12 protein-coding genes and 1 rRNA gene are annotated in these 13,119 nt (G+C 45.0%); 1 reads left to right on the top strand and 12 read right to left on the bottom strand.

Annotated features, from left to right (window positions below; translation table 11 throughout):
- Positions 1 to 126: 126 nt before the first annotated feature.
- The 4 genes from gltX to L6I86_RS32110 are packed head-to-tail and all read right to left on the bottom strand — an operon-like array spanning position 127 to position 3,981.
- On the bottom strand, positions 127 to 1,584 hold the full coding sequence (gltX, locus tag L6I86_RS32125) for a glutamate--tRNA ligase (RefSeq protein ID WP_236292819.1): 1,458 nt from the start codon (positions 1,582 to 1,584) through the stop codon (positions 127 to 129).
- Between the two features lie 39 nt (positions 1,585 to 1,623).
- Positions 1,624 to 2,109 (bottom strand): 2-C-methyl-D-erythritol 2,4-cyclodiphosphate synthase, encoded by a 486-nt coding sequence (ispF, locus tag L6I86_RS32120; protein ID WP_236292818.1) that lies wholly within the window; start codon positions 2,107 to 2,109, stop codon positions 1,624 to 1,626.
- A complete protein-coding gene (gene ispD, locus L6I86_RS32115; protein WP_236292817.1) occupies positions 2,106 to 2,861 on the bottom strand; it encodes a 2-C-methyl-D-erythritol 4-phosphate cytidylyltransferase in 756 nt (251 codons plus the stop codon). Before ispD ends, ispF begins: the two co-directional genes overlap by 4 nt.
- Positions 2,862 to 2,913: 52 nt before the next feature.
- Complete coding sequence (locus L6I86_RS32110) at positions 2,914 to 3,981, bottom strand: PIN/TRAM domain-containing protein (RefSeq protein ID WP_420851961.1); 1,068 nt, start codon at positions 3,979 to 3,981, stop codon at positions 2,914 to 2,916.
- Between the two features lie 153 nt (positions 3,982 to 4,134).
- On the opposite strand from L6I86_RS32110, the gene L6I86_RS32105 reads away from it, so the two are divergent.
- Positions 4,135 to 4,530 (top strand): hypothetical protein, encoded by a 396-nt coding sequence (locus L6I86_RS32105; RefSeq protein WP_056618352.1) that lies wholly within the window; start codon positions 4,135 to 4,137, stop codon positions 4,528 to 4,530.
- Between the two features lie 167 nt (positions 4,531 to 4,697).
- On the opposite strand, the gene pssA is transcribed toward L6I86_RS32105, so the two are convergent.
- The 8 genes from pssA to rrf all read right to left on the bottom strand — a co-directional run.
- The gene (gene pssA / locus L6I86_RS32100; protein ID WP_236292814.1) at positions 4,698 to 5,369 is read right to left on the bottom strand and encodes a CDP-diacylglycerol--serine O-phosphatidyltransferase; all 672 of its coding nucleotides are present in this window, start codon (positions 5,367 to 5,369) and stop codon (positions 4,698 to 4,700) included.
- An 85-nt stretch (positions 5,370 to 5,454) separates the two neighbouring features.
- The gene (gene disA / locus L6I86_RS32095) at positions 5,455 to 6,534 is read right to left on the bottom strand and encodes a DNA integrity scanning diadenylate cyclase DisA (protein ID WP_082595602.1); all 1,080 of its coding nucleotides are present in this window, start codon (positions 6,532 to 6,534) and stop codon (positions 5,455 to 5,457) included.
- Between the two features lie 38 nt (positions 6,535 to 6,572).
- Entirely contained in the window at positions 6,573 to 7,940 is a 1,368-nt protein-coding gene (gene radA, locus L6I86_RS32090) for a DNA repair protein RadA (RefSeq protein WP_056618365.1), read from the bottom strand.
- Positions 7,941 to 8,156: 216 nt separating this feature from the next.
- Positions 8,157 to 10,601 (bottom strand): ATP-dependent protease ATP-binding subunit ClpC, encoded by a 2,445-nt coding sequence (clpC, locus tag L6I86_RS32085; RefSeq protein ID WP_056618369.1) that lies wholly within the window; start codon positions 10,599 to 10,601, stop codon positions 8,157 to 8,159.
- Between the two features lie 70 nt (positions 10,602 to 10,671).
- Positions 10,672 to 11,733 (bottom strand): protein-arginine kinase McsB, encoded by a 1,062-nt coding sequence (locus L6I86_RS32080; protein ID WP_082595604.1) that lies wholly within the window; start codon positions 11,731 to 11,733, stop codon positions 10,672 to 10,674.
- Positions 11,734 to 11,756: 23 nt separating this feature from the next.
- Complete coding sequence (locus tag L6I86_RS32075) at positions 11,757 to 12,263, bottom strand: protein-arginine kinase activator protein McsA (protein ID WP_056618372.1); 507 nt, start codon at positions 12,261 to 12,263, stop codon at positions 11,757 to 11,759.
- 13 nt (positions 12,264 to 12,276) lie between these two features.
- Entirely contained in the window at positions 12,277 to 12,738 is a 462-nt protein-coding gene (locus L6I86_RS32070) for a CtsR family transcriptional regulator (protein ID WP_056618373.1), read from the bottom strand.
- Between the two features lie 283 nt (positions 12,739 to 13,021).
- A 5S ribosomal RNA gene (gene rrf / locus L6I86_RS32065) occupies positions 13,022 to 13,119 on the bottom strand; the annotation flags it as partial.

Below are 13,119 nucleotides of genomic sequence, written 5' to 3'. Positions count from 1 at the left end.
GATAACTCACAGCCAAAGCCTCACGGCCTTGATTATCCTCTCTGACAAATCCTCACTTAACCATACTCTCCTGATCATCGCATTTCGTATTCTATTTACGTTAAGTATAGCGAAAAGAACCTCGCTTTACAATAAGCTCTGAAGACGTGAAACGACTTTTTCTTTCCCAAGTAGGAAAAGGGACACATTCAGATCCGGTCCATGGACTTGACCTGTCAACGCGGAGCGAACAGACATGAACAGTTGCTTCCCTTTGAAGCCTGTTTCCTTCTGTACTGCTTTAAGCAGCGCCGGCATGGCTTCAACTGTGAAAGCTTCCGCTTGCTCGACTTGAGCTAAGAAACTAGTCAACACAACAGGGACATGCTCTTCTTTCAATACAGCAGCCGCTTCATCATCGATGACCAACTCATCCTTGAAGAAGATCGCAGACAATTCCACGATTTCAGCCGCGTAGCGCATTCTTTCTTGATTTAGGCTAACGAGTGCCTCTACCCATGCCCCAGCAGCAGCATCCAAGTCACCTTGTTGCAGGTAGCCGGCTTTGCGCAAATGCGGTAAGCATAAGTCTACGACGCGGGATAGCGGAGCTTTTTTCAGATAAGCATTGTTCATCCAATTCAATTTATCCATATCAAACACAGCAGGACTCTTGGATACACGATCTAGATCAAACTGTGCGATTAATTCTTCCTTCGTGAACATCTCTTCTTCCCCACCTGGTGACCAACCTAGCAATGCGATAAAATTCAGCACCGCTTCTGGCAAATAACCAAGCTCTTTGTACTGCTCGATAAACTGGATGATCGACTCATCACGTTTGCTCATCTTTTTACGATCCGGATTCAAAATCAAAGCTAAATGCGCGAAGTCGGGAATCGGCATATCCAACGCTTCGTACATCAGAACTTGTCTTGGTGTATTGGATAGATGTTCTTCCCCACGAATAACCAAGTTGATTTTCATCAAATGATCATCCACAATGACGGCAAAGTTGTAGGTCGGGATCCCGTCTGGACGCGCAATAATGAAATCGCCAATCCCATTGGAATCGAATTCCACATGTTCGCGAACTTTGTCTTCGATGGCAATGATACGATCCGTTGGCACACGGAAACGCGTCGAAGGCGCACGACCTTCCGCTTGATACGCCGCGATTTGCTCAGGCGTCAAGTTACGGCATTTACCGGAGTAGCCGCCCATTTCCCCACTAGCCTCTTGCTCAGCGCGCTCTTGCTCTAGATCGGCTTCTGAGCAATAGCATCCATAAGCGTGACCGCTCTGTAACAGTTTATCTAGGTAGGTCTTGTAGATATCCAGTCTCTCCATCTGACGGTAAGGACCATAAGGGCCTCCGATATCCACACTTTCATCCCATTCTAGGCCAAGCCATCTCAGACCATTCAACTGGTCTTCGATACCTGACTCCTTATGACGCGTTTGATCCGTATCTTCAAAGCGCACAACAAATGCGCCGCCGTTCTTACGAGCTAAGAGATAATCAAACAGTGCCGTACGGGCACCGCCAATATGTAAATGTCCAGTCGGACTAGGTGCATAACGCACGCGTAAAGGCTGACTCATCGTTGTATCCCCTTTTCTTCTTACATGCATGAATACCTGCTATTTTATCACATCACGAATTAAACAAACAACCGATTGTGCCGCGATTCCCTCGCCACGGCCAGTAAATCCAAGCTGTTCTGTCGTTGTCGCTTTCACGTTCACTTGATCAGTCTCTGCTTCTAGTGCAGCAGCAATGATTTCAACCATTTGCGGGATATACGGCAACATCTTCGGTTTCTGAGCAATAATCGTAGAATCTGCATTCCCTAATTTATAACCCTTCTCTTTCGCCAATTGCCATACCCGCTTCAATAAGACTAAGCTATCCGCATCTTTGTACTCGGCAGCTGTATCCGGGAAATGCTTCCCGATATCGCCAAGACCAAGTGCGCCTAAGATCGCGTCACTAATCGCGTGCAACAGTACGTCCGCATCGGAGTGTCCCAGCAACCCTTTTTCATAAGGAATCGTTACACCTCCAATGATACACTTACGTCCTTCTACCAATTGATGAACATCGAATCCATTTCCTACACGAATCATGTGCGTTCCTCTCCCCTTACGTTATGTAAAATCCATTCTGCCCAAGGTAAATCTTCTGGGGTTGTTATTTTGATATTATAATAGTCCCCTTCTACCACATGCACCGCTGCGCCCAAACGCTCCACTAAACTCGCGTCATCTGTCCCCATGAACTGATCCTGCTGGGCCTTCTCATGCGCCTCCTGTAGGAGAGAAAGACGAAAAGCCTGCGGCGTTTGGATGGCCCACAAGCTTCGTCTATCCGGTGTTGATTGAATGCGCTTGTCTGCTGCATCCACAACTTTAATTGTATCTTTGACGGGAACTGCTAAGACAGCTGCACCTATTTCTTGTGCCTTTTTCAGACACTCGAACATATGTTCTTTTTTCACGAACGGGCGAACACCGTCATGCACAAGCACCCATTGCGTACCCTCTTGCAAGGCATGGAGACCTTGTCCAACGGAATCTTGCCGCTCTGCGCCACCCGCCAGCACACATGTTACCTTCGTAAGTGCATAACTCGTGACATAGCCGTTACAGCGAGCCACATCATCTGCACCCACAACGAGAATAATTTCATCCACTTCATGTATGTTTTGAAATAATTGCAAGGTATGTACCAGAATTGGCTTCTTTCCCAGTTGCAGGTATTGTTTGCTTTCTGCTGTACCCATGCGCGAACCTTTGCCCGCTGCTACGATGATAACTCCTAGCTTCCCCATAAGTCCTCCAACTTGGCGCTTCCAAACGAAAGCTTTCTTCGTAATCATAGGCCCAAGTCAACTTGAAAGAGCTATGTTACATCTCCTTATCATACTGGTTTTACTGTGCTTTTTCCAATAGTTTTGGTTTCGCAAAAATCATTCGACCCGCCGAAGTCTGAAGCACACTTGTTACCATCACTTCCAGCGTCATACCGATGAAATCACGTCCGCCTTCAACAACGATCATCGTACCGTCATCGAGATAAGCTACACCTTGTCCATGTTCCTTGCCATCTTTAATGACTTGAACAATAATTTCTTCTCCCGGTAGGACAACTGGCTTCACCGCATTCGCAAGATCGTTGATATTGAGCACAGATACACCTTGAAGTTCACATACTTTGTTCAGGTTAAAATCGTTCGTAATCACTTTCCCTTGAAGCACCTTGGCTAAGCGCACCAGCTTGCTGTCCACTTCGGCGATTTCTTCGAAATCCCCTTCATAAATGAGGACCTTCACTTCAAGTTCTTTTTGGATTTTGTTCAGAATGTCCAGTCCGCGACGCCCACGGTTTCGCTTCAGTAAATCTGATGAGTCTGCAATATGCTGCAGCTCTTCCAATACGAACTCCGGAATGACCAAGGTTCCTTCGATAAATCCGGTTTTGCAAATATCTGCGATCCGGCCATCAATGATGACACTCGTATCCAAAATCTTATGTTCCTCGTACGGACGATGAGTCTGCTTCTCAGGACCTCCAGATCTGCTCTTCGCAATGACCTGCACAAGTTCTTCCCGCTTGCTGTAACCGATACGGAAGCCCATAACGCCCAATACAGCCGATACAAGGAAAGGTAAGAATGGCCCTGCCCATTTGGCTTGCTCAAGCACAGGAAACAACATGACTGAAACCAATAGCCCAATCACGAGTCCTAATGTACCAGATAGCAAATCCGACACGGGAATATCCGTGACATTGCGCTCACCTCTCATCAGCAAGTTCATGCCAATGTTAGCTACCCACGCTGAAATCAAAAACATCCCTACTGCACATAAACTATTAATCCAAAATACTTGTCCTGCTTGACTTGTCACATCCGTCGTTTTTAGGAACGAATCGCTCCACCTATAACCTAAACTGCCACCCATGATGGCTAAAATGATTTGTACCCATTTCTTCATCACAGATTCACCTCCTGCATCAACTTTTTTTGAGCCTTATTACAATTATGTTCCAATTTATGCAACGTTAATCACTTCTTTAGTCGGAAAATTGAAATATTAGAGGGCATCCATTATAATGAAATGGAAGTTACCAACCTACCCGAGGTGGATGGAATGAGCTCCTTGACTTTAAAGCAGTTTCAAGATCAAGTGTCAGAATTGTTACTCCGTCACCGTAGTCTGCTTGATGTCTTATCCAAATTTCAACAGTCAGGCGCAGCTGCCAACCGTTCCGTGGTGAAATCCATTACTGAATGTGGATGTATTCAGGTTCATGCAGCTAAGCAAGAGTATCATCCAGAGATGACATTGGATGAGGCTAAGGATGTTCTCGGCACCCATGTATCTGGTCACTTATGTGAACAATGCATTGAGGTCGTTAGTAGCGAACTAGGTAGGAATCTATTCTACATGTCTGCGCTAAGTAACATTCTTGATATTAATTTGGAACAAGTCGTTGAGAATGAATCAAAGAAATGTACAACACTGGGCCTATTCAACATGTCATGATGATGAAAACAAAAAAAGCATTTATTTTCTTCCTGAAGGTCAGGAGAAAATAAATGCTTTTTATTTTCGAACAATGCGCTTACACGTCCGATTTCACTGAATTCGTGTCATCCACGCCACGTCTCTTGTTCTTTCTGCGAAGATTACGGAGACGGATGAAGTATCCATCAACGTTTTTTTTTTAGGCCGTAAAGAGCGTACATCAAAAGCGGTACGAAAATCATTTTGGAAATGGACTCAGGCCATTTAATTGCAATCAAAATCGCTGCTGCCACGATAATTGGCGTAATCCAAATCGCTGCTTTAGGAATACCCGCTTTTTTGAAGTTCGGATATTTCACTGTGCTGACCATTAAGTATGACAATAGAACTGTACTTACAAGAAGCACATAGACGTTAATATCGTTCACGAAAAGAGCTAACGTACAAAGAACACCGCCTGCTGCTGGAATCGGTAAACCGATGAAATAGCCAGGCGTACCGGCAACAACATTGAATCTAGCTAACCGCAACGCTCCACAGATCGGGAAGATCGCTGTGACAATCCAAGCAAAAGCAGGGCTAATGACGGTAGGATCATTAAATGCAACTACATACATGATGAAAGCAGGAGCGACACCGAAAGAGATCACATCGGATAAGGAGTCTAATTCTTTACCGAACTCACTTTGAGCGTTCAACGCTCTCGCAACACGTCCATCGAGTCCATCCAATAGCATAGCGACAATGACAAGAACGGCAGCGATGCCATGTTCTCCACTGAAGGCTAGGATAATCGATAGTACGCCTAGGAATAAGTTCCCTACTGTAAAGAGACTGGGAATTGACTTTGTTAACATATGTTTTTGTCCACCTCTGGATTTACTATACCCTAAACTTGACTACATGAAACCTTAACAATGATACTTTATGATTGTATCCACTTTAAATATGTCTGTCAATGAACACTTGTTCCTGAATTCTTTTGAGACCTTCCTTAATGGCGCGGGCTCTCACTTCTCCGATTCCGTCAACTTCATCCAATTCCTCGATCGTCGCCATCATCATGTGTGGCAAGTAGCCAAACTTCTCGACTAGATTACCAATAATGATGGATGGTAACCGCGGAATTTTGCCTAAAATGCGGAAGCCACGTGGGGAAACTGGCTCTTCAGCAATCGAATTGGTATGAGAATACCCTAGCAAGCGAATAATTTGCTGGGGCTCTAGCAGCTCATCAGATGACAGACGCTTCAAACCAGCCTGCATCTCCTTGACTCTTTCTTCGGATAATTCTCTTACATAATCTTTTACGAGCAAACGCGCCTCAAGTTCCGCATTGCCAACAAGTTCTTCTAATTGCATGCTAATTAAGCGTCCCTCATTGCCAAGTTCATTAATATATCGATTAATTTCCGCTTTAATGCGTAAAACCATCTCAAATCTGGCAATGACATTGGTAATATCATGCAAGGTTACTAGTTCCTCAAACTCCGAGGCACTCAGATTCGTTAAAGACTGATCCAAAACAACCTTGTACCGCTCCAACGTTTGGATTGCTTGATTCGCTTTGGTCAGGATGACACCGATATCCTTCAACGCATACCTTAAATTACCTTGATAAAGTGTAATGACATTCCGCCGCTGTGAAATGGACACAACTAATTTATTCGTTTGCTTCGCCACACGCTCCGCTGTCCGGTGTCTTATCCCCGTTTCCGACGAAGATATGGAGGAATCCGGGATCAACTGGGTGTTCGCATAAAGGATGCGCTTGATGTCCTCGCTGAGGATAATCGCACCATCCATTTTGGCAAGCTCATACAAATAGTTAGGCGAGAAATCACAATTGATAGAGAACCCTCCATCTACAATTTCAGTTACCTCAGAACTGAAACCTACAACGATCAGCCCACCTGTTTTGGCGCGTAAGACATTCTCCAAACCATCACGAAATGGTGTACCAGGTGCTACCAGTTGGAGCAATTGGCTCATCACATCTCGTTTCATCTCTTCTTTACTCATCATTTTCCTCCTGAAGGCTTATAGCTTACAGAACCACGCTAACCCAGCGCCGCTTTCAATGCCTCAGCCACCGTGTTTACCCCAATAATCTCCATGCCTTTCGGATGTGTCCACCCCTTCAAACTTTTCTCTGGCATAATCACTCTACGGAATCCAAGCTTTTCTGCTTCCTTCACACGTTGATCAATCCGAGATACGCCGCGGACTTCTCCTGTTAAACCGATTTCACCGAACACAACATCAAATGGTTGCGTCGGTTGATCTCGGAAACTGGATGCGATACTAATGGCGATCGCCAAATCCACGGCTGGTTCATCCAGCTTGATTCCACCTGCCACGTTGAGATAAGCATCTTGATTTTGCAAGAACATGCCCATACGTTTCTCTAACACTGCGATAATTAAGGAGAGACGATTGTGGTCAACCCCCGTCGCCATCCTTCTCGGAGATGGAAAATTCGTCGAGGAGACGAGTGCTTGAATCTCCACTAATACGGGACGCGTCCCCTCCATACTTGCAACAACAGCAGAACCAGCCACACCAAGTGGCCTTTCCGATAAAAATAGCTCCGATGGGTTGTTAACTTCTACGAGACCAACCTCTTGCATTTCAAAGATACCAATTTCATTTGTTGAGCCAAAACGGTTCTTTACCGCTCTTAAAACACGATAGGAATGGTGCCGCTCCCCTTCAAAGTAGAGAACACAATCGACCATATGCTCTAGCATTCTAGGCCCCGCTATTGCTCCTTCCTTCGTCACGTGCCCGACAAGGACCGTTGCAATTCCCTTACCCTTAGCTATTCTCATAAAATGGCCTGTGCATTCTCGAACCTGCGATACGGTTCCAGGCGCCGAAGTGATCGCAGGGTGAAATACCGTTTGGATCGAGTCAATGACGAGAAAGTCAGGATTCGTTTCTTGTATAGCTTCCTCGATAAGTTCGAGGTTCGTCTCACATAATACATATAGCAGCGGAGATGATGCATTTAAACGATCGGCGCGAAGCTTGGTCTGCTTAATGGACTCTTCTCCTGATATATAAAGGACTTTTTGCTGGGCTTGTGTGAGTTCGAAGGACGTTTGCAGAAGCAAGGTTGATTTCCCGATACCGGGATCTCCACCAACGAGGATAAGTGATCCAGGGACGATACCTCCACCTAGGACCCGATTTAATTCTTTATTACTTGTGACAACTCTCGGTTCAGAGCTGCTTTCTATATGTATGATGGGGATCGCTTTTTCTTTCGTTTTGGGGATCGAAGATGTCATACCCTGCGTACGAACGACTGTTTCAATTTCTTCCACCATCGTATTCCATGACTGACAACCTGGACATTTACCCATCCATTTCGGTGAATCATAGCCGCATTCTTGACAGCTAAATTTGGTTTTTTGTTTACTCATAGAAGAAGTTGCTCCTTAACATGGGGGATATCCTTTTTGGCTATCCTTACCAATAAAGTTTACCATTTTTATGTTTCTCATGAAAGTGCTGAAACAAAATAAACGACTACACCGTCCAGTTAGGACAGAGCGTTTATCTAGAAATATTGCTGGCTTAAATAAAAAGCATCTCACCCCACCCTCATCGGATGAAGTGAAATGCTTCTTCACTTACTCTTATTTCGTTAATGAGACGCCTTCGCCCTTAAGGACAACCAGCTCCCCTTCATTCTCATCAATCGTGAGTGAATCACCTTTGGAAATATTACCTCTCAGCAATTCTTCCGATAGGCGATCCTCGATATGCTTCTGAATCGCTCTGCGTAATGGACGCGCACCATAGGTTGGATCAAAACCTTCCTTGGCCAGGAACATCTTCGCTTTATCCGTTAACAAGAAATCAACCTCTTGCTCTTTCAGACGCTTGCGCAGATCATCAGCCATTAAGCTAACGATTTGTGCAATGTGTGCTTCATCCAAAGAGTGGAACACGATGATTTCATCAATCCGGTTAAGGAACTCAGGACGGAAACTTTTCTTCAACTCGCCCATAACCTTGTCTTTCATATTTGTATAGTCTCTTCCAGCATCAAGTGCAGCTGTGAAGCCAAGCGAGGAATTTTTCTTAATCATGTCCGCGCCGACGTTGGAAGTCATAATGATTAGCGTATTACGGAAATCAACGGTACGACCTTTGGAATCCGTTAAACGACCATCCTCTAACACCTGCAACAGGATGTTGAACACCTCAGGATGTGCTTTCTCGATTTCATCGAGCAAGACAACGGAGTATGGTTTGCGGCGAACTTTCTCAGTTAGCTGACCGCCTTCTTCATAACCCACATAACCAGGAGGCGCCCCTACCAAACGGGAAGTAGAATGCTTCTCCATGTACTCGGACATATCGATACGAACAACGGCGTTGTCATCTCCGAAGAGGGATTCTGCTAGCGCACGTGCAAGCTCGGTTTTACCAACACCCGTTGGTCCTAAGAAAATGAAGGAACCCATCGGACGCTTCGGATCTTTCAGACCTGCTCTTGCGCGGCGGATCGCACGACTCACAGCTTTAACTGCTTCTTCTTGTCCAATGACGCGCTCATGAAGGATATCTTCCATTTTGAGCAAACGGTCGGTTTCTTCTTCAGCAAGCTTGCTGACCGGGATTCCCGTCCAACTCGCTACGATTTGTGCGATATCATCTGGTGTTACTTCTGTATCCAGACGACCTTGTTTCTCTTTCCACTCATTCTTCGTCGAGTCTAGCTCTTCGCGAAGCTTTTGCTCCGTATCACGAAGGCCTGCAGCTTTCTCGAACTCTTGGCTCTGAACAGCTGCGTCTTTCTCTTTACGGATGTTTTCTAGCTTGCTTTCAAGCTGCTTCAAGGAAGGTGGTGTCGTGTAAGAACGCAATCTTACTTTGGAACTCGCTTCATCGATCAAGTCGATCGCTTTATCCGGTAAGAAACGATCCGTGATGTAACGATCCGATAGCTTAACAGCTTCTTGAATCGCAGCATCGGTGATTTTCACACGGTGATGTGCTTCATAGCGATCACGCAAGCCATACAGAATCTGAACAGCTTCTTCAGGTGATGGTTGATCTACCGTAATCGGTTGGAAACGACGCTCAAGTGCAGCATCTTTCTCAATGTACTTGCGGTACTCATCAAGCGTTGTAGCACCAATACATTGAAGCTCTCCCCTAGCAAGTGCCGGTTTCAGGATGTTAGAAGCATCAATTGCCCCTTCCGCTCCGCCAGCGCCAATCAAGGTGTGAAGCTCATCAATGAACAATACAATATTGCCAGCTTGACGAATTTCGTCCATGATTTTTTTGAGACGATCTTCGAATTCACCGCGATACTTCGTTCCTGCAACAACAGAACCCATATCCAGCGTCATAACGCGTTTATCTTTTAACGTTTCCGGAATTTCATTGTTAATGATTTTCTGTGCAAGGCCTTCCGCAATCGCTGTTTTACCAACCCCAGGTTCGCCGATGAGTACAGGATTATTTTTGGTTCTGCGGCTCAGTACTTGAATCACACGCTCAATCTCTTTGCTACGGCCGATAACTGGGTCCAAATGTCCTTCTTTGGCATACGCAGTCAGATCTCTTGCCAAGCCATCCAATGTAGGCGTGTTCACATTTGGATTGGTACCATGACTAGGTGACACTGTTTCGCTGCTGCCTAGCAGCTGAAGAACTTGTTGACGTGCCTTATTCAAGGAAACACCAAGATTATTAAGAACTCTTGCTGCTACACCCTCACCCTCACGGATAAGTCCGAGCAAAATATGTTCAGTCCCCACATACGTGTGACCTAATTTTCTCGCTTCATCCATCGAAAGTTCGATCACTTTCTTAGCTCTAGGTGTATATGCGATGTTGGTCGGCTGTTCTTGTCCTCTGCCAATTAGAGATTCGACTTCATCTTGAATTTTCTCAAGACCTAGGCCGAGCGCAACGAGTGCTTTAGCAGCAATGCCTTCACCTTCACGAATAAGTCCTAGTAAAATGTGCTCTGTTCCAATATTGTTATGTCCTAATCGAACAGCCTCCTCTTGAGCAAGAGAAAGCACCTTCTGCGCACGTTCCGTAAATCTGCCAAACATCATAGCGAACACCTCCAAAAGTAGTATATCTATGGAATTCCTAAAGGATGAATCTTACCTCACTTATTCTTTCTTATACCCTGCCGAACTTCTCGCGAATCAGTTCCGCCCTTCGCATATCTCGCTCTTCTGCATTCAGCTTCTCGCCCGCATATTGCTGAAGAAAACCAGGTTGCGTCATGACCAGTAGTTCATTAAGAACATGAGAGGATACATTGTTGATAATACCCACGTCAATACCCAGTCGTACATCTGACAACCGCTGTGCCGCTTCCTTAGAGTCCATAATCCCCGCATAGGATAGAATACCAAGGGACCGATTCACACGATCAATAATCCGCATTCTAGACTCTTGTAATAGCTTATGTCTCGCGGCCCGTTCATGCTCTATAATTTGCCTGGCCACACTATATAAATTATCAATGATCTCTTCTTCCGATTGACCTAACGTAATTTGATTAGAGATTTGGAATAGATTACCTAAAGCTTCGCTACCCTCCCCATATAATCCTCTAACCGTCAACCCAACTTGTGTAACTGCGGATAAAATACGATTAATTTGCTGACTAAGCACTAGCGCAGGGAGGTGCATCATAACCGAAGCGCGAATCCCTGTGCCGACATTAGTCGGGCAGCTCGTGAGATAGCCTCTTTTTTCATCGTATCCGTAATCCATCTGTGTTTCAAAAATATCATCAATCTGGTTGGCCAGATCCCAAACCTCTTTAATCTGGAAACCAGGACATAAACATTGTATGCGAAGATGATCCTCTTCATTGATCATGATACTGATCGATTCATTATCGCTTAAAATAACGGCCCCATTCCTGGATTCGTTAGCTAGATTAGGACTAATTAAATGTTTCTCCACTAGCACCATTCGCTCGAGCTCATTCAGCTCCGCGAGTGGAATGAGCGAGAAGTTGCTTATCGTCTCCAACTCTTCATTCTCAAGAACACCAGATAACTGTTCCAGCACTTCCTGTGATTGTTGATTGGTCGCGAGCATAGGATATGGATAATCTCTCAGGTTACGTGCAATACGGATCCGACTGCTTATGACAATATCCGACTCTGGCCCCTCACCTTTCATCCATTCGCTCAAAGCATCTCCTGTAAACCGCTGTAATGTCACTGGATTCACACTCCCTTACAAACTTACATACCCGCAATTTTCTTCTCAATCTCACGAATTTGGTCACGTATCTGGGCAGCCTGCTCGAACTCTTCGCTCTCGATACAGGTCATCATATCTTTCTTCAAAAGATCGATTTCACGCTTGCTTTGAATAATACCGCCACTTCGCTTGGGAACTTTCCCTACATGCACGATATTCCCATGAACTCGCTTGAAAAGAGGATCAAGTTTGACCGAAAAGCTTTGATAACAGGACCCACAACCAAACCGACCTAATTTACTGAATTGCGAGTACGTAAGACCGCAGTTATCACAGCGGATAGCCTGAGACTTCGCCGCGGACAATGGTTCAAAATCAAGTAAACCTGAAAGTAAATTGTGAATCGAAAAGCCATTCGATGTTCCTGGAATCATCTCACCCTTCTCGCGGGCGCAATTCTCACAAATGTGGAACTCGTTCTTGTCTCCATTCACAATCTTCGTGAAGTGAAGAGTCGCCGGTCGTTTCCCGCATTCCTGACAAACCATTCCATCTGCCTCCTTATCTGCTAAGCAAGGATATCAGCATTGCTTTAAGAATCTTAGCCCGAATTTCATCGCGCAGCGGGAGTTTAAAGGTCAAAACATCTCTGGATATCGCTGCCCGAATCAGGTTAGCTTCTCTGGTGGAAATATAATGCCCTTCTTGCAATTGATAAATGAGCCCCTCTGAGGTGACTTGATCAATGTGAGTATGAATCGTACGGAAAATGTGATCTAGAATAGATCCATGACTCTTGAGCTCGATCTTCTGAATCCGAATATAACCGCCGCCGCCGCGTTTGCTCTCCACCACATAGCCTTTTTCCAAGGTGAACCTTGTACTAATGACATAATTGATTTGAGATGGCACGCATTGAAACTGGTCCGCCAAATCGTTCCGTTGAATCTCAATAGCCCCTTCCGTACTTTGTTGCAAAACATGTTTCAAATACTGTTCAATAATTTCTGATACATTGCGCATCAATTCGGCCTCCCAGATTTCTAGAAGTAAATTGACTTTGACTTTCTTTGACCTTAACTAAATTATAATCATTTCCTTTCTTTTTGACAAGTACTGCTCTAAAATGTCTCTCCCTACAAATCCGATAGCCATATGTGAACCTTACTATTGTTGACCTTACCTAGGGATTTATTCGATGTATAAATAAGAAAAGCGGCTATTTCCTTTCTTTTAACAGAATTAGGAGCATATATAAACACAAAAAAACCTTCCTGAGATTTCTCTCAAAAAGGTTTCATCTTCTGCTTGGCAACGTTCTACTCTCCCAGAACCCTGCGGTTCAAGTACCATCGACGCTGGAGGGCTTAACGGTCGTGTTCGAGATGGGAACGCGTGGGTCCC

The organism is Paenibacillus allorhizoplanae, from assembly GCF_927798215.1.
In the GTDB taxonomy this organism is placed as follows: domain Bacteria; phylum Bacillota; class Bacilli; order Paenibacillales; family NBRC-103111; genus Paenibacillus_E; species Paenibacillus_E allorhizoplanae.
This window is presented reverse-complemented; position numbering and strand designations above follow the sequence as displayed.